At 71.5% G+C, this 16854-nt stretch carries 12 protein-coding genes and 2 pseudogenes; 6 read left to right on the plus strand and 8 right to left on the minus strand.

Features of this window, described 5'->3' with window-relative positions:
• Position 1 precedes the first annotated feature (1 nt).
• Both ACTWP8_RS04880 and ACTWP8_RS04885 read left to right on the plus strand, forming a co-directional pair.
• Positions 2–4600, plus strand: coding sequence for an SAV_2336 N-terminal domain-related protein (locus ACTWP8_RS04880; RefSeq protein ID WP_443320901.1), 4599 nt, complete (start codon positions 2–4; stop codon positions 4598–4600).
• A 326-nt stretch (positions 4601–4926) separates the two neighbouring features.
• The gene (locus ACTWP8_RS04885) at positions 4927–5799 is read left to right on the plus strand and encodes an undecaprenyl-diphosphate phosphatase (protein WP_443320902.1); all 873 of its coding nucleotides are present in this window, start codon (positions 4927–4929) and stop codon (positions 5797–5799) included.
• A gap of 102 nt (positions 5800–5901) precedes the next feature.
• Here ACTWP8_RS04885 and ACTWP8_RS04890 read toward each other — a convergent pair whose 3' ends face one another.
• Positions 5902–7056, minus strand: a complete 1155-nt coding sequence (locus ACTWP8_RS04890; protein WP_443320903.1) for a CapA family protein — start codon at positions 7054–7056, stop codon at positions 5902–5904.
• Between the two features lie 981 nt (positions 7057–8037).
• Between ACTWP8_RS04890 and ACTWP8_RS04895 the strand changes: the two genes are divergently transcribed.
• Entirely contained in the window at positions 8038–8397 is a 360-nt protein-coding gene (locus ACTWP8_RS04895; protein ID WP_443320904.1) for a CAP domain-containing protein, read from the plus strand.
• A 56-nt stretch (positions 8398–8453) separates the two neighbouring features.
• Here the strand turns inward: ACTWP8_RS04895 and ribA are convergent, their stop codons facing one another.
• Positions 8454–9110, minus strand: coding sequence for a GTP cyclohydrolase II (gene ribA / locus ACTWP8_RS04900; protein ID WP_443315194.1), 657 nt, complete (start codon positions 9108–9110; stop codon positions 8454–8456).
• A 178-nt stretch (positions 9111–9288) separates the two neighbouring features.
• Between ribA and ACTWP8_RS04905 the strand changes: the two genes are divergently transcribed.
• Positions 9289–10053, plus strand: coding sequence for a creatininase family protein (locus tag ACTWP8_RS04905; protein ID WP_443320905.1), 765 nt, complete (start codon positions 9289–9291; stop codon positions 10051–10053).
• Positions 10050–10712: pseudogene (locus tag ACTWP8_RS04910) on the plus strand (RibD family protein); the annotation flags it as partial. The gene ACTWP8_RS04905 and the pseudogene ACTWP8_RS04910, both read left to right, overlap by 4 nt.
• 162 nt (positions 10713–10874) lie before the next feature.
• On the opposite strand, the pseudogene ACTWP8_RS04915 reads toward ACTWP8_RS04910, so the two are convergent.
• From ACTWP8_RS04915 to ACTWP8_RS04935, 5 genes and pseudogenes are all read right to left on the minus strand, one after another.
• Positions 10875–11831: pseudogene (locus ACTWP8_RS04915) on the minus strand (lysylphosphatidylglycerol synthase transmembrane domain-containing protein); the annotation flags it as partial.
• A complete protein-coding gene (locus ACTWP8_RS04920) occupies positions 11831–12745 on the minus strand; it encodes a methyltransferase domain-containing protein (RefSeq protein WP_443320906.1) in 915 nt (304 codons plus the stop codon). The pseudogene ACTWP8_RS04915 and the gene ACTWP8_RS04920, both read right to left, overlap by 1 nt.
• Entirely contained in the window at positions 12742–13812 is a 1071-nt protein-coding gene (locus ACTWP8_RS04925) for a glycosyltransferase family 4 protein (RefSeq protein WP_443320978.1), read from the minus strand. Before ACTWP8_RS04925 ends, ACTWP8_RS04920 begins: the two co-directional genes overlap by 4 nt.
• A gap of 77 nt (positions 13813–13889) precedes the next feature.
• Positions 13890–14288: a 6-pyruvoyl trahydropterin synthase family protein gene (locus ACTWP8_RS04930; RefSeq protein WP_443315197.1), complete on the minus strand. Its 399-nt coding sequence runs from the start codon at positions 14286–14288 to the stop codon at positions 13890–13892.
• Positions 14289–14385: 97 nt separating this feature from the next.
• Positions 14386–15378, minus strand: coding sequence for a zinc-dependent alcohol dehydrogenase (locus tag ACTWP8_RS04935; RefSeq protein ID WP_443320907.1), 993 nt, complete (start codon positions 15376–15378; stop codon positions 14386–14388).
• A 109-nt stretch (positions 15379–15487) separates the two neighbouring features.
• On the opposite strand from ACTWP8_RS04935, the gene ACTWP8_RS04940 reads away from it, so the two are divergent.
• Positions 15488–16348: a CDP-alcohol phosphatidyltransferase family protein gene (locus tag ACTWP8_RS04940; protein WP_443320908.1), complete on the plus strand. Its 861-nt coding sequence runs from the start codon at positions 15488–15490 to the stop codon at positions 16346–16348.
• Here ACTWP8_RS04940 and ACTWP8_RS04945 read toward each other — a convergent pair.
• Positions 16336–16788, minus strand: a complete 453-nt coding sequence (locus ACTWP8_RS04945) for a YbhB/YbcL family Raf kinase inhibitor-like protein (RefSeq protein WP_443320909.1) — start codon at positions 16786–16788, stop codon at positions 16336–16338. The genes ACTWP8_RS04940 and ACTWP8_RS04945 overlap by 13 nt on opposite strands.
• Between the last annotated feature and the right edge of the window lie 66 nt (positions 16789–16854).

Genomic DNA, 16854 nt, shown 5'->3' on the forward strand with positions numbered 1-16854 from the left:
CATGGTCGAGTTGGAGTGGCTGCTGCAGCGCCTTTTTGACGTCGGTGCCGAAGTCGACGCCGTGGGGTTCGCCGATGCCCTCTGGCTGGCCGACGCCATCGACCGCCAGGCCGGTCACGGGGCCGAGGAGCTTCCCCGCGAGGCCGTCGGACAGCCCGGGAAGCGGGAAGCGGCGGAGGACCCGGCCGCCGACACCACGGCGGCCTGCGGCGGGGGCATGGACGAGCCCGCCCCCGCGGCGGGCACGGGAGACCTGTACGACAACGTCGGTGGGGCGGGCCTGCAGCGCGCTAGCAGAGTGTACGTCGAACGAGGCCCTTCCCTCCCCCGGCAGCTGAACGTCGCGCGCTCCCTGCGCCCGCTCAAGCACCAGTTCCCGCGTGGCCGCAGGCGCACCCTCGACGTCGAGAGCACGATTCACGCGTATGTGCGCAGCGGTGATGTGGTGCCGGTCTTCTCCGCAGTGCCGGAGCGGTGGTTCCACCTCGACGTGGTTCTGGACGACAGTCCGTCGATGGAGGTGTGGCGAGAGCCGTTCGACGAACTGATCCGGATGCTGCAGCAACTGGGCGCCTTCCAGACCGTCCACACCTGGCGACTGGACGTCTCGCAGGACGACCCCGTACTGCGCGACCCGACAGGCCACGTCGTCACGTCGGGCCGGCTGAGGGACCCGGCAGCCCGGCGCCTGGTCCTGGTCTGCTCCGACTGCGTGGCCAGGGGCTGGGACCGTACGGGCATCTGGCAGGACCTGCGCAACTGGGCGGCTTCGACCGCCACCGTACTGCTCAACCCGCTCCCCGACCGGCTATGGCAGCACACCGGTCTCAACGCCCAGGCAGCCCGGCTGCGTCCGGGCAGGCGCGGTGCGCACGGAGGGGATCTCTCCTTCTCCGCGCCCCTGTTCTCCTGGCTGCACCCGGGCCGCGACGACGACGCCGGCTGGACTGCGCTGCCGACGACCGACCTGTCGCCCGACTCACTGGGGCAATGGTCCGGCACTCTCATGGGAACCGAGAGAGGCGGCTGCGGCGGCGTACTCCTGCCTTCGCCCTCCTCCCTCACCGCACGCACAGGCTCCGGGAGCGGGGCGGAGGATGCGGAGCCCCAGGTCGACGAACCCTGGGACGACGAGGACGACGAGGACGACGGCTTGGGTCCCGCCCACCCCGAGGACACCGTCAGGGCCTTCAGAATGCTCGCCTCCCCCGAGGCCCGCCGACTCGCGGTGCTCTGTTCCGGCCAGCGGACGCTGTCGCTGCCGGTGATGCGCCTCATCCAGCACACGATGCTTCCCGACGCAGAGGTGAGCGACCTCGCCGAAGTGGTGGTCAGCGGCCTGTTCGAGGAGCCTCCGCCGCGCACCGGCGACAGCGAGCTGCTTCTCACCTTCCGCCCCGGCGTTCGGGAGGTGCTGCACCGGTCCCTGGCACGGGAGGACGCCTGGAAGGTCCACTGGGCGCTGAGTCGCTTCATCGAGAAGGAGACCGGGCAGCCGACCTTCCTCGCGGCCCTCGTCGATCCCAGCGGTCCGCTGGCTCTGCCGGCCGACCTCCAGCCCTTCGCCGCGGCGCACCGCGACGGCCTGCGGCTGCTCAGAGGGGTGCCGGCAGGCACGGAGTCCGGCGCCTCGGAGCGTGCTCCGTCCGTCGGCGCGCGGGAGGCGAGAAGGTTCCTCATCGCCGTGACGCTCACGGACGCCCAGGAGTTCACCGCGTCCCGCCGCATGGTGGTGGAACTGTTCGCCGGCCTCGGATACCAGGACGCCACAACGAGCGCCGAGGACCTGACACCTGAGGAGCTGGCCCAGCAGATCCACGCCTTCTGCCAGTCCGCGGACCGCCGCCCCGGCGACCTCCTCACGGTCTACGTGGCGGCACACGCCGTGAGCCTCGCGGAGCGGGTCCACCGGTTTCTCGGCGGCATGGGCGTACGCCATCTGTTGTTGCTGGTGGACAGATGTGGTGCCGATGCACCCGGTGCGGGTGCGGCGTTCTCCCCGCCGTCGCGGAGCGATACAGCAGGGGCCGGAGCGGAAGCCGCGGTTTCCGTCCTGGAGTGCGTGTCATCGGGTCACGCGGACGCGGGGAATCTTCCCCGCCTTCTGCGAGTCGCGGTGGACGAGTTGGCGACGGAAGAGGATCACCCCTGCCTGCCCTTGCACGCCATCGCCCGGCGCATGACCGAGCTCGCCGGCCCCGGCTCCGGTCCCCGGATTCACCTGTCCCGCCTCGGGCCGCCCGACGAGCCGGCGTTCCTGCCCAGCCCCCGGCACCTTCCCGCGCCTTCACCGGTGGACTCCAGTGCGCCGCAGACCGCGAGGGCTGCCGGGACGGGGCACGCAGCACGCCGTGAAGCGCGCCTCAACTCCCATTTCCTGGCCGGGGCGCAGGCATCGCTGACGGCGGGCGGCGGCTGGTCCTTCACCGCGCGTCACCAGGCGCTGACCGAGATTTCCGCCTGGCTCAATGAGCCGCGACCGCACCCACCGGCGTTGGTGGTCTGCGGCGATCCCGGCTCCGGCAAGTCCACGGTCCTGGGGGCGATCGCCGCGCTCACCAGTCCCCAGCTCAGGAGCAGGGTGCCCCTGTCGACCCTGGAGCTGCCCTCCCGGGCGATCCCGCCCCTGGGCAGTGTCGATGTCGCCCTCTCCGCCCGGGAACTGACCGACCGGCACGTGGTGGCGGAGCTGGCGGCCGCCGCCGAGCTCTCCACCGACCACCCCAGGGAACTCCTGGCGGGTCTGGAAGGGTCCCCGCGGCCCTTGACCGCGGTCATCGACGGTCTCGACGAGGCGGCCACCCCGGACACGCTCATCGCTTCGGTGCTGCGTCCGCTCATGGATCACGGTCGGGGCCGCATCCGGTTGCTTCTGGGCACCCGCCGCTCTCTTCTGCCCCAACTGGGAGACAGTGACGGGGCCTTCACGATGCTCGACCTGGATACGGAGAGGTTCAGCGATCCCGCGGACCTCACGGCGTACACCGTCCTGATGCTGCTCGAGTCCTCGCCCCACAGTCCCTACCGGGAGGCACCGCCACCGGTGGTCCGCGAAGTGGCGGAAGCCGTGACCGCGGTGGGCGGATCCTTCCTCACGGCCCGGATCGTCGCCCGCGCCCTCGCCGCCGCGGACGCCGTCCCCGACCCCCGCGACCCCGCATGGCGAGCGTCGCTGCCGCGCGACATCGGGCTCACGCTGCTCCGGGAGCTGGACTCCGAGCTCGGCACGGCCGCCGAGCCCGCCCGCGACCTGTTGCGCCCCCTCGCCTTCTGCCAGGGCCCCGGACTTCCGTCCGCGGGGCTGTGGGCCCAAGTGGCTTCCCGGATGTCCCGCCGGAGGTATACGGACGAGGACGTGGCGTGGCTGCGGCGACTGGCCGGCATCTGTGTCGTCGAGGGACACGAGGACGGCAGGGCCGGCTACCGCCTGTGCCATCAGTCGCTCGCCGACGCCCTGCGCGAGGACTGCGACGACGTGGCCGCGCACACGGCGATCACCGAGGTGCTCCTCTCGCACCTCCCTCGTGCGGCCGACGGCACCCACGACTGGTCCCGCGCCGAGCCCTACGTCTCGCGCTATCTGTCCGTGCATGCCGCCGCCGCCGGACGCCTGAACGATCCAGGAGAGCTGGGCACCGCCCTGCGGCACCTCTCCCGGCCGGCGAAAACCCCGCGGTCGGGCCGGGCGACGAGCCCCGGCGCGCAGGTCGTCGTACTCCACGGGATGGGCAGGGCTGACGAGGACAGGGCCGCCGGGCGCAGCCGGCTGACGGCAGCCCTGCGCGATGCGGTCGACCGGGCCGTGCGCGACGATCCCGATGTGCGGGCCCGGGCGGGCGAGCTGCGGTGGGAGGTGTCCTTCCCCGGCTACCAGGACCTCTTTCGTGCCGCGGGGGCTCCGGAGGCGCTTACGGGACCGAGGCTCTCGGCCCGGGATGTCGCACCCGGGCTCGAGACGGACCTGCTGCTGCAGTGGTGGGAGACTGCCGCCCGGGCCGATCTCGCCGTACCACGGCCGGACACCAGGACTCTCCAGGACGCGGCACAGTCGCTCTTCGATCCCTCGCGGACTTCTGCGATCAAGCGCGTGGTCAGTGCGCTCGGCAGGTCGCGGTTCTTCATGGGAGTCGCGGAGCACATGCTGGTGGGGAACATCAAGCAACTCCTGCGCTACTTCCAGGAGGAAGGGCTCCGGGAGAGCGTCATCAACCGGGTGGCGGAGGCCATTTCGCCGCGGACCCGCGTGCTGGTCGGGCACTCCCTCGGCTCGATCGTGGCCTACGAGGCGCTGTGCGCCCACCCGGAATGGCCGGTGCGCACGCTGGTGACCACCGGCTCGCCGCTCGGCGTCAGACATCTGTTCTTCGACCGGCTCAAGCCGGCCCCGGTGAACGGCGTCGGCGCGTGGCCGGGCTCGGTCGTGCGGTGGGTGAACGTGTGCGACCCCCGAGACCTCGTAGCCCTGGAACCACGCCTTGCCACGACCTTCGGTGCGCGGGTCGAGGACGTGTCCGTCAGCAACGGAACAGCGGCCCACGACATGTCTCGCTATCTCAGCGCCGGCGCTGTGGGAGCGGCCATCGTCTCGGAACTCCTGTGACCGCCGCCGGTCGTCCCTGTGGACCGCCGCCGCACGGCTGCCGCGAGACACCGCCTCCCTCCCCCCGCGAGGGGCCCGGCGACGGCCGAACATCCAGGGGCGCTACGCTGCCTCCGACTGGGCGCGATCATCACCTGCTACAGCGTCCACAAGCCGCCCAGAGGACCTGACGCACCGTCAGCCAAGCCAGCAAAGGTGAGCATGAGTACGCCCATGACCCTATTCACATGATCGAACGTGCGCATCGCCTGGCAGCCCACCCTGGGCCTCTGACCCACAGGTTTCCTGGTCAGACCGTGATCGTCTCTTGGATGGCATAGCATTTCATGTCTTGGTTCGAATCATTCATCCTCGGTCTCGTCCAGGGGTTGACCGAGTTCCTACCGATCTCCTCCAGCGCTCATCTCCGGCTGACCGCGGCCTTCGCCGACTGGCACGACCCCGGCGCCGCCTTCACGGCGATCACCCAGATCGGCACCGAGACCGCCGTGATCATCTACTTCCGCAAGGACATCGCGCGGATCGTCGGCGCCTGGGTCAAGTCGCTGTTCAACAAGGCGATGCGCAGCGACCACGATGCCAAGATGGGCTGGCTGGTGATCGTCGGGTCGATTCCGATCGGCGTGCTGGGAGTCACGCTCAAGGACCAGATCGAGGGGCCGTTCCGCGATCTGCGGCTGATCGCCACCACCCTGGTCGTCATGGGCGTCGTGCTGGGCGTCGCCGACCGGCTCGCAGCGCGGGACGAGGCGGGCGGCAAGCACCGCGCCGTACGGGACCGCAAGACGCTCGCCGAGCTCGGTGTCCGGGACGGCCTGATCTACGGGATGTGCCAGGCCATGGCGCTGATCCCCGGCGTATCGCGGTCGGGCGCGACGATCAGCGGCGGTCTGCTGATGGGCTACACCCGCGAGGCCGCCGCCCGCTACTCCTTCCTGCTCGCGATCCCCGCGGTCCTGGCGTCGGGACTGTACGAGCTGAAGGACGCGGGCGAGGGCCATGTGTCGTGGGGGCCGACGATCTTCGCGACCATCGTCGCCTTCTTCGTCGGGTACGCGGTCATCGCCTGGTTCATGCGCTTCATCTCGACCAAGAGCTTCATGCCCTTCGTGATCTACCGGATCCTGCTGGGCATCGCGCTCTACATCCTGGTCGGGACGGGAGCCCTGGATCCGCAGGCGGGCGAGTCCGCGGGCTGAACTCGCGGGCTGACCCCGCGGGATGACCCCGCGTGCTGAGACCTCCGTGTGCTGAGCCCCCGCGTTGACCCCGCAGGCTGACCCGGAGCCCGCCACTCCGCGTCACTCCCCCGCAGTCGCTTCCGTCAGGCCGTCCTGAGCCGCGCCCCGGCTCAGAACGGCTTCGCGTACCCGGTCCCGTACCTCGGGGAATCGGTTCCGCGTCGCGGTGACGACCCGGAACGGCGGCCCGACGTCCGAGTGCCCGACGAGGAACTCCGCCTTCGAGACCGTCCAGCGGTCCCCCTGGGGCGCGAAGGTGAAGCGGGCCATCGAGCCCTCGTTGCCCCGGGCCTTCCCGGGCACGAAGCTCGCCACCTGGTCCCCGAGCCCGTACACCACCCAGGTGCCGTTGACCTTCTCGTACGGCTGCGGCACATGGTTGTGCGTCCCGATGATGAGGTCGATGTCCCGCTTCCCGCCCGTACGGGCGGCGGTGAGCCGCCGGGCCTGGTCCAGCTGCTTCCCGTCGGGCGCCTGCTGCCACTCGGTGCCCCAGTGGACGCTGACCAGGACCACGTCGGCCCCGGCGCGGCGGGCGGCCCGCGCGTCGGCGATGACCCGCTCGGGGTCGAGCAGGTTCACCGCCCACGGCTGCCCCTCGGGCAGCGGCACGCCGTTCGTGCCATAGGTGTACGCGAGGTGGGCCACGTCCGCGCCGCCGGCCCGAAGCCGTGCGGGCCGGGCGGCCTCGCCGGCGCTGCGGGCCGAGCCCGCGTGCCGTACGCCTGCCGCGTCGAGGGCGTCGAGCGTGCGGTGGAGGCCCTCCGCACCGGCGTCGAGGGTGTGGTTCGAGGCGGTCGAGCAGCTGTCGTATCCGGTGGCGCGGAGGCCCTGGGCGACGTCCGGCGGGGACTGGAACATGGGGTAGCCGGTGAACGGCCCATCCGGGGGTCCGTACGGGGTCTCCATGTGACAGACCGCCAGGTCGGCTGGGTCGACGACGGGCTTGACCCCGGCCAGGATGCGGCTGAAGTCGAAGCCGGCGCCGCCCGCGTCGGTCTGCGCCTGCCGGATGACCGAGGGGTACGGGATCACGTCGCCGGTCGCCACGACGGTGAAGGGGCGACCCTTTGCGGAGGCCTCACCCCGCGCGGCCTTCTTGGGGCCGCTGGGCTGGGTGGGTCCCCCTGGCGCCGTCCCCTGTGCGGAACAGGCGGCGAGCGCCCCGAGCGCCAGCCCCCAGGCCGCCGCCTTTGTGCGCAGCGCGCAGCGCATGCCGGTCTCCTCTCGCCTCGGTGCACTTCTCACGCCTCTTCGCAGCGTGTACCGAGGTCCGGGGGCCCGCAGCCGGGGGCCGTACGGGTTGGGCCGAGGGGAGTAGCGGCGCGTCGGCTTGACGGGCCTCCGGGGGCGCGCACGGGGGCCGCACGCGCGTGAGCACCACGGGCGCATTCCGTCACCAGGAGTGCACGCCCGGATACCCAAACCCGCAGACTCGTGACATCCGTCACACCGATATCCGGCACCAACGCGGCGGGATAGTAGGTGACCGCCATGCGGAATAGGGGATTTGTCCGCCCCGAAACCGACATACTTCGCACAGGGTTCGATGGCCTGTGGCTAGCTCAGCCGCATCCGCCCGCCTATGCGGCGAATAAAGGCTTCTGACAGGGCGACAGAATGGCCGGAAATGCTCCGAGAGGCGGGACGCATTCCCTTGCCCCGATCGCAAGAGCCCTCGGTTCCTACGAAGCTCCTTAGTAGCACATGCTCGTTGCCCTGCACGTCCGGCGGTCCTAAGAATGACGGCTCCGCAAGGCGTCTCCGCAGCTCAGGCACAGGGTCCGTGCAGAGCCGACCCCACTCGAGGCGCCCCGCGATTTACGAGCGAGGTCACCCATGTCGAAGCACCGCAGGAATACGCATTACCGGCAGATAACCATCGCCGCCATCGCCATAGCCGCCGTGGGTGTGCCCTCCGCCGCCATGGCCTGTATGGACTGGCAGGAGAACAAGGGCGGTGAGTCTCACAGCCGTTGGCAGAGCGAGTCCTCCGATCGCCGGTGGGAGTCCTCCCATCACCGGTGGGCAGACGGCCGATCGCACGCCAAGCCGGCTTCGCGAGCATCGAAGACCCCCACCGCGTCTCCGAGCGCTTCGAAATCCTCAGCTCCGAAGTCCGCCGCTCCGAAGTCCACCACTCCGAAGTCCACCGCCCCGGCCTCCACCGCCCCAGCCTCCAGTGACTCGGCCCGCGTGGTGGAACTCGTCAACAACGAGCGCCGCAAGGCCGGATGTGCACCGGTGACCGTGAACGACAAGCTGGCGAAGGCCGCTCAAGATCACAGCAAAGACATGGCGGACAGCCGGAACATGTCACACACGGGCTCCGATGGATCGTCTCCGGGCGACCGGATCACGCGTGCCGGTTACAACTGGAGCACCTACGGCGAGAACGTCGCCTACGGCTACACCACACCCGAAAGCGTCATGGAGGGCTGGATGTCCAGCCCCGGCCACAAGCGCAACATCCTGAACTGCTCCTTCAAGGAGATCGGTGTCGGCCTCGCGCAGCCCGGCCATTACTGGACGCAGGACTTCGGAACGGCCCGATAACGGACACCGCGAGAGCGCCCGGTCACGTACGGCCGCCCGGGTCACGCACGTCGTCGTCACGACCAGTCGGCCGCGCCGTCCAAGTGCGGCAGGTAGTGATCGAGGCGCTCTCGCTTGGTCCGCAGATAGCGGATGTTCTCCTCACCCGGCGGTATCAGCAGCGGGACCTGTTCGGCGATTTTGATGCCGTGCCGCAGCAGCGCCTCGCGCTTGCGCGGGTTGTTCGACAGCAGCCGTACGGATTCCACACCGAGGTCGTGCAGGATCTCCGCCGCCGCCCGGTAGTCACGGGCATCCACCGGGAGCCCGAGAGCGAGATTCGCCTCGACCGTGTCCAGTCCCTCCGTCTGGAGCTTCATCGCCTGCAGCTTGGCCAACAGCCCTATTCCCCGGCCCTCGTGGCCCCGGAGGTAGACGAGAATGCCGCGCCCCTCTGCCACGATGGCGCGCAGCGCTGCCGACAGTTGCTCCCCGCACTCACAATGCGCGGACCCGAAGGCATCTCCGGTCAGGCACTCCGAATGCACGCGGGTAAGCGCTCTCTCTCCCCCGACGTCGCCGTGCACCAGCGCTACGTGCTCATCCCCGCCATTGCGGTCCAGGTAGCCAATAGCGAGAAAATCGCCGTGTACGGTGGGGAGTCGGACATTCACCACTCGTTCGACATCTGATGGACGAGCACCGCGGTCGAACACGACTTCACTTTCCGTCATGGCGCGGATCTTACTCCTGCTGGTAAATCCTCATCGGGCGTAAGCGAATAATGGCGGGGGAAACTTCAACCGGGCGTCCGATTCGTCGTGTTCGGGCCGGTGGGCAGGGGGTTCCCGGGTAACGTAACCTGGCCGCATCCCGCAGAACCGAGAGCGAAGAGTGAAAGGCCGGAAAAACATGGGAGGTTGGGGAACGCATGGAACCGCCCCAGGCCTGTTGCCGCTGGGCACAACCGAAGACGTGAGGGCCGGACGGCCCGATGTCGCGGTCCTTCCCGTCGGCAGCTTCGAGCAACACGGCGCTTTTCTTCCGCTGGTGACCGACACGGTCATCGCCTGCACCATCGCCCGGGAGGTCGCCGCCGCGTATCCGGTCCACCACCTCCCGCCCGTCACGATCTCCTGTTCACACGAGCATGCGGCCTGGCCCGGGACCGTCAGCATCTCCGCTACGACCCTCTACTCCGTCGTACGGGACATCGCCGACTCGCTCCGCCGGTCCGGTATCAGCACCCTGATTCTGGTGAACGGACACGGCGGAAATTACGTACTACGCAACGTGGTTCAGGAATCCGCCGGCGGCGGTACCCGGATGGCGCTTTTCCCGGGCCCGGCGGACTGGGATGCGGCGCGCGCCAGGGCGGGTGTGCAGACCCCGTCGAACAGCGATATGCACGCGGGAGAAGTGGAGACCTCCATCCTGCTGCATGCCCATCCAGAACTGGTCCGCCCCGGTTATGAAACCTCCGATTGTCTCGCCGACGACCGGAAACATCTGCTCACCCTCGGTATGACGGCCTACACGGAATCCGGCGTCATCGGCCGCCCGTCAATGGCGTCCGCCGGGAAGGGAAAGGAATTGCTGGCCGGACTTGTCGATTCGTTCGGTGAGTACTTCTCACTTCTCGCATCGTCGGCCGAAGCCCCGCGGGACATACGATGACCGGCCGCGCCGAGCACCGCCGCAGCGTGCTGGACACGGCGGAGGCCTGGGACCGGCTGCACCGCATCCGGTCCGCGGCCGACGCCGAGGCCGCGGGGCTGGTCCTGGGCCCCGACGGCTGCCGACGGTGGGGGCAGGACGCCTCACCCGGGGCGGCACTGCTCGCCGACCGCTATCTGCCGCTGTGCCTGGCCGGTCCGCGCCTGGTGTTCGCCCAGCTCGGGCAGAGCCTGGACGGTTTCATCGCGACCCGTACCGGCGACGCCGACTTCGTCACCGGCGAGGAGGACCGCCGCCATCTTCACCGCCTGCGTGCGCTCGCCGACGCGGTGGTCGTCGGGGCCGGCACCACCGTCGCGGACGACCCCCAACTGACGGTGCGCGCCTGTGCGGGGGCCAACCCGGTGCGCGTCGTCCTCGATCCGCGCGGCCGGGTGCCGCTGCGGCGCCGGGTGTTCACCGACGGAGCCGCGCCGACCCTGTGGGTGGTGGGCGCCGGCAGTGACCGGGAGCAGACCGTCCCGGACGGCGTCGACGTGCTGACTCTGCCGGACAGCGATGCGTTCTCGCCCCAGCGCCTGGTGCAGGCCCTCGCGCGGCGCGGCCTCGGCCGGTTGCTGATCGAGGGCGGCGGCGTCACCGTGTCGCGCTTCCTGCACGAGCAGCAACTGCACCGGCTGTACGTCACCGTGGCACCGGTCCTGCTCGGCGACGGCGTTCCGGGTCTCCGGTTCCCCGGCACGCCGGTGATGCGGGACGCGCTCCGCCCGCCGGTGCGACGCGCCGCCCTCGGCGAGGACACCCTCTTCGAACTCGAGCTGCGGCCCCTCGGACCGCTCGGGCCGCAGCCCGGCCAGCCACCGGCCGGCGAGCACGCCGACGCCGGGAAGGCTCGCGGCGAAGGTGAGCACTCCGTACACCACGGCGACGGTCAGCCCCTGGGCCGCGCCTAGGCCCGCGGCGCCGAAGGCCCACGCGGTGACGCCTTCGCGCGGCCCCCAGCCGCCGACGTTCAGCGGCAGCGCCATGGCGAGCAGCGCCAGCACCATCAGGGGCACCAACTCGGCCGATGGTGCGGCGGATCCCGCGACCCGGGCGGCGAGCAGGAACGTGCCGAGGTGCCCCGCCACCACCGCGACGGATGAGATCACCACTCCCGGCCAGCTACCGCGGGCCAGCAGCGCGAGGCGCACCTCGGCCAGCGCGGCGCGGACCGCGCGGCGCCATCGCGAGGTGCCCGGCTTCCGGCGGAGCCAGACGGCGGCCGCGATCACCACGAGCCCGCACACCACGGCGAAGGCCGGTGCGGCGCCCGGCGTCGTGGCGAGATGGTGGACCCCTGTCACGGCCAGGGACGGCCGGGCGAGCAGTACCGTCACGCCGACGACGACGAGGGCCACCTGCCCCGCGGCCCGTTCGAGGACCACCGCACGTACGCCCCGGCCCATGTCACCGGCGTTCCGCCCGTGCCGTACGGCGCGGTGCACATCGCCGAGGACGCCGCCGGGCAGCGCCGCGTTCAGGAACAGTGCCCGGTAGTAGTCCGCGACGGCGCGGCCCATCGGCAGCCGGAGGCTCAGGGCCCGGGCCACCAGGCACCAGCGCCAGGCGCTGAACACGGTGGTGATCAGGCCGAGACCGAGAGCGGCCAGGAGGGTCGGGCCGTCGATCCTGCCCAGGCCCTCCAGGAAGGCGCCGGTGCCCAGCCGCCACAGCAGCACCGCGAGGATGGCCAGTCCGGCGACGGTCCGGATCCGGGCCCAGGCCGCGCGCGGGATCACGAGATCCTCGCCTGCTGCCGGGGCAGTGCGAGCAGATCGCTGTGGTGCACCACCACCCGCAACTCGCCCGCCGCGCACGCTGCCAGCCGGCGCCGCAGATACGCGTCGGCGCGCGACGCCAGGTCCGGCCGCTGCTCACAGGCCGCGCCGACCCAGCCCCGCAGCCACTCCGCCGTCAGCGCGGACTCTCCCCCAGAGGCTTCGCCCTGGGTGGGGGTGCCCCCGCCGAAGGCAGGGGAAGTGCCCCCAGGGCCGAGCCGCCACGGGCTGGCGTGCACCCGTACCGTGGCGCCCTGCTGGGCGAAGGCCTCGGAGGCCGCCGCGACGGCGTCGGGGCCGAGCAGGCGGCGGCCGCGATCGCTGCGCCGCTGGTGGGCGTTGAAGGCCCCGGCGATCTCGGTGTCCAGCGGGTCGGCCGGTGTGAGCTCGACCCGCCCCACCACGGAGAGCGCCAGCAGCGCCGGGCATCCGGCACCGGCGCAGGCCGCGGCGAGCCCGTCCACCTCGTCGCGGGTGAGCACGTCCAGCAGAGCGGAGGCCGTTACGAGCGAGGTGCCGGCAAGGCCGTCCGCGGTCAGCCGGGCGATGTCCCCGCGCTCCGTCGATACCGTGACGCGGCTGCCGTCGGCGGCCGTACGGGACGCTGCCGCGCGTGCCCGGTCGAGCAGATCGGGGTCGCGGTCGTGCAGGATCCAGTGCTGAGGGCCGTTCAGCCGGGGGGCGAGCCAGCGTCCCATGGAGCCGGTGCCGCAGCCGAGATCGCGGATCACCAGCTCTCGGGCGCGCCGCGGCGGGTCCGCCAGGTGACGGCGCAGCGAGTCGAGGAGCTGGGGTGCGCGGGCGGCGGCGTCGGCGCTCTCCCGCAGCTCCAGCCACTCGGGGGTGTAACGAGGCGCGTCGGTCGTACTCATGCGGCCCTCCGCGGCTCGTGTCGGAGCTGTTCCAGCACACCGGCGATACTGCGCGACGTCGTCTCCCAGCCGTCCAGCACGGCGCGCCGTTGGCGTGCTGACGCCTTCAGCCGGCGGCGCACGCCGGGCTCCCCGAACCAGCGGCGCAGCGCCGCGGTGAGCGCCGCCGGGTCGTCCGGCGGCACGAGGATGCCCGGCACGCTGCCGTCGGGCGCGCGACCGACCGCCTCCGGGACGCCGTCAACGGCCGTCGCCAGGACGGGAATTCCGCGCGCGAGGGCCTCGGTCACGACCATGCCGTACGTCTCGGCGTACGACGTGAGCACCAGGAGGTCGGCGGCGGAGTAGCTCGCGTCCAGCTGCGCGCCCGCCTGCGGGCCGGTGAGGTGCAGCCGGTGTCCGAGGCCGGACTTCTCGATCAGCTCGCGGACTCGGGCGACATAGCCGGGGTTGTGGCGCAGTCCGCCGACACAGGTGCAGCTCCAGGGCAGGCCGGCGACGGTCGCCAGGGCCTCCACCAGCCTGTGCTGTCCCTTGCGCGGGGTCACCGCGGCGACGCACAGCAGCCGCGAGGCGCCGTCGGTGCCGGACGCCAGGGGCGCGATGTCGGCGCCGGGCGCGGCGACATGGACCCGGCCGGGTGCGAGCCCGTGGTGGTCCACGAGCCGGCGGGCAGCCCAGCCGCTGGTCGCCACGACCGCCGGCACGGCGTGCAGGGTCCTGCGCTCCCGGGCGTCCAGGTCCGCCGCAACGCGGGGAGCCAGGCCCGTCTCGTCGCCCAGCGGCAGGTGCACCAGCACGGCCAGCCGCAGCCGCCGCGCCACGGCGACGACGATGTCGGGGACGGCGCAGGCGACGAGCCCGTCGAGGAGCACGACGGCGCCGTCCGTCGGCTCCGCGAGAACCCGGGCCAGTTCCGCGCGGGCGGCAGGTCCGGGCCGTGGCCATGTGCCCGCGACGGCGTGCTCGCGGACCTGCCAGCCGAGGCCGGGCAGGTCCCGGCACACCCGTCGGTCGTAGGTGTTGCCGCCGCTCGGTGCGGCCGGGTCCCGGACGTCGCCGGGCATGACGATGTGCACCGAGCGCACGGCCGTCGTGGTGGCGTCGCCGCGGTTCACAGGGTGGGCTTTCACAGGGTGGGCCTTCACAGGGTGCGCTCGTAACTCGCCCAGGCGATATGCGATTCGTGCAGGGTGACCGTGATGCCGGTGAGGTCGCGGGCCCCCTCGCCCAGGGCGCCGGCGTGAATACGGTCGGCGAGGCGGTCGGCGATGACCTTGGCAAGGAATTCCGTGGAGGTGTTGGTCTCGGCGAAGGCCGGTTCGTCGTCGAGATTGCGGTAGTTGAGCTCGCCGACCACACCGCCGAGTTCCCGGGTGGCCAGTCCGATGTCGACGACGATGTTGTCGGCGTCGAGCTCGGCGCGGCGGAAGGTGGCGTCCACGATGAAGGTCGCTCCGTGCAGGCGCTGTGCGGGTCCGAAGACCTCGCCGCGGAAGCTGTGAGCGATCATGAGGTGATCGCGGACGGTGACGCTGAACAACGGATGGCCCTCCAGGGTGCGGGACGTCTCCCTCTGCCGAGGTGTGTGGTGTAGTACGGCCGGTCCGTTCTCCTTGCTCAGTCCTGCTCGGACTTGTTCAGACCGAATCCGCGACGGAGTCGTACAGGACGCGGTGGCACAGCGCCGGGAGGTCGCCGGAGGCGAGCCGGGGCAGTACCTGCGGCAGCTCCTCGAAGGAGCATTCGCCGGTGATCAGCGCGTCGAAGGCGGGGTCGGCGAGCAGGTCGAGGGAGAGCGCGAGCCGGTCGGCGAAGGTCCGGCGGGAGCGCCGGGCCTGTGCCACCGTGCCCACCTGGCTGCCGCGCACGACCAGGCGGCGGGAGTGGAAGGCCTCCCCCAGCGGCAGGCTGATCCGCCGGTCGCCGTACCAGCTCAGTTCGAGCACCGTCCCCTCGGGGGCGAGGAGTTCCAGTGAGCGCGCGAGGCCGTCCTCGGTGGCGCTGGCGTGGACGACGAGGTCGCACTCGCCCGCGGCGTCCTCGGGAAGCGCGAAGCCGACGCCGAGCGCCTTGGCGATGTCCGCACGCGCGGGGTCCGCGTCGACCAGCTGGACGCGGACGGCGGGGAAGCGAGCCAGGAGGGCGGCGACGCAGGCGCCGACCATGCCGGCCCCGACCACGGCGATCCGGTCGCCGATCAGCGGTGCGGCGTCCCACAGGGCGTTGACCGCGGTCTCCACCGTCCCGGCCAGTACGGCCCGGGGGGCGGGGACCGTGTCCGGCACCGGGGTCACGGCGCCGGCGGGGACGACGTAACGCGTCTGGTGCGGATAGAGGCAGAAGACCGTACGGCCGAGCAGGGACGGCGGTCCTTCTTCGACGAGGCCGACGTTGAGATAGCCGTACTTGACGGGACCGGGGAATTCGCCGTCCTGGTACGGCGCCCGCATCGCGGTGTACTGGCTCTCGGGTACGCCGCCGCGGAAGACGAGCGTCTCCGTTCCCCGGCTCACACCGGAGCAGAGCGTACGCACCAGAACCTCGCCGGCGGCGGGTTCCGGCAGGGCGACCGTCCGGATCTCACCGTGGCCGGGATAGCGGAGCCAGAAGGCGCGGGCGTCGCGCTTCATCGGCCTCCTCCTGAACATTCGGGTGGCGGTGCACGTTCTAGTAGGCACGACGTCCGCGGATACGGTACGCGGCACTGATCGACTCTGCCACAGAGCCGGAGGGGGCACGGTGGCCCTGTACGACGGGTACGACGGATACGACGGCTACGACAGGTACAGCGAGTACGGCACAAAACTGTTCCGGCAGGAGACAACAGCGGGCTTGGGCGCGCAGATCCTCCTGCTGGCCCTGCTCGGCACGGCGGCCGGTCTGGGACCCGTGGGGTGGCTGACGGGTACGGCGTTCGCCCTCGCCACCTGGACGATGCTCACGCTCGCGCTGCGCCGGTCGTGGACCCGGTCCTTCGGGCCGGCCAACGGCGTCACCCTGGCCCGGGCGACGCTCGTCGGCGGGGTGACCGCGCTGGTCGCGGACTCCTTCGGGAGCCGACCGCCGGTCGCGGTCCTGGTCGTGCTCGCCACGGTGGCACTGATCCTCGACGCGGTCGACGGCCAGGTCGCCCGGCGCACCGGGACGGCGTCCCCGCTGGGGGCCCGCTTCGATATGGAGGTCGACGCCTTCCTCATACTGGTGCTCAGTGTCCACATCGCCAGGTCGCTGGGCGCATGGGTGCTGTTGATCGGCGCGATGCGGTACGCGTTCGTCGCGGCGGCCCGGGTGCTGCCATGGCTGCGCGGGCCGCTCCCTCCGAGCACCGCCCGCAAGGCGGTGGCCGCGCTGCAGGGGATCGTCCTCGTCGTGGCCGGCGCAGGGGTCCTCCCGCGCCTTCCCGCAGCCGCAGCGGTCCTCCTGGCGCTGGCGTTGCTGGTCTGGTCCTTCGGACGCGATATCGCGTGGCTGTGGCGCGTCAGGGACCGCCTGACGGACAGGCGGCTCCGGGCGGCGCCCGGTCCTGCCGTGGCGCCCGGTCCTGAACCCGCCGTGGCGCCCGGTCCCGAGCCCGCCGGGGCCGTGACTCAGCGCTGGTAGAGGCCGACCAGCGTGCCGCTGGCAAGCTCGCCCTGGCGGTCGATGGCGCGGTGGACCTCACGGGCCGTCGGGCGGCCGGACAGGGAGATCCGGTCGGGCAGGGCGTACAGGTGGAAGATGTACCGGTGCGCATTGTCACCCACCGGTGGCAGCGGCCCGTCCCACCCCCGGTCCCCGAATCCGTTGGTGAAGGCGGTGCCGGGGGGTGCCTGCCCAGGGTCCACGCCGTGGCTGTCCGGCGGGATGCCGGTGACCAGCCAGTGGACGAAGCTTCCGGAGGGGGCGTCGGGATCCTCGCACAGGAGGACCAGCTCTTCGGTGTCGTCCGGCACTCCCGACCAGGTCAGGGGTGGCGAGACGTTCTCCCCGTCCTTCGAGTAGCGGAGGGGGATGGTGCTGTGGTCGCTGAATGCTGCGCTGTGCAGCTCGATTCCGGTCATGTACGCCGCGGTACCCATGAGCGGGCCGGCCATGCCGGTCCGCCGTCCACGATCCTCATGGCTTTC

The sequence above is a fragment of the Streptomyces sp. 7N604 genome, from assembly GCF_052245475.1.
Classification (GTDB): Bacteria; Actinomycetota; Actinomycetes; order Streptomycetales; family Streptomycetaceae; genus Streptomyces.

Excerpts from the sequence above, each read along its gene's own strand:
- ACTWP8_RS04880 (WP_443320901.1), top strand. The coding sequence starts at position 2 with ATGGTCGAGTTGGAGTGGCTGCTGCAGCGCCTTTTTGACGTCGGTGCC.
- ACTWP8_RS04885 (WP_443320902.1), top strand. The coding sequence starts at position 4,927 with ATGTCTTGGTTCGAATCATTCATCCTCGGTCTCGTCCAGGGGTTGACC.
- ACTWP8_RS04890 (WP_443320903.1), bottom strand. The coding sequence starts at position 7,056 with ATGCGCTGCGCGCTGCGCACAAAGGCGGCGGCCTGGGGGCTGGCGCTC.
- ribA (WP_443315194.1), bottom strand. The coding sequence starts at position 9,110 with ATGACGGAAAGTGAAGTCGTGTTCGACCGCGGTGCTCGTCCATCAGAT.
- ACTWP8_RS04905 (WP_443320905.1), top strand. The coding sequence starts at position 9,289 with ATGGGAGGTTGGGGAACGCATGGAACCGCCCCAGGCCTGTTGCCGCTG.
- ACTWP8_RS04920 (WP_443320906.1), bottom strand. The coding sequence starts at position 12,745 with ATGAGTACGACCGACGCGCCTCGTTACACCCCCGAGTGGCTGGAGCTG.
- ACTWP8_RS04925 (WP_443320978.1), bottom strand. The coding sequence starts at position 13,812 with ATGCCCGGCGACGTCCGGGACCCGGCCGCACCGAGCGGCGGCAACACC.
- ACTWP8_RS04935 (WP_443320907.1), bottom strand. The coding sequence starts at position 15,378 with ATGAAGCGCGACGCCCGCGCCTTCTGGCTCCGCTATCCCGGCCACGGT.
- ACTWP8_RS04945 (WP_443320909.1), bottom strand. The coding sequence starts at position 16,788 with ATGACCGGAATCGAGCTGCACAGCGCAGCATTCAGCGACCACAGCACC.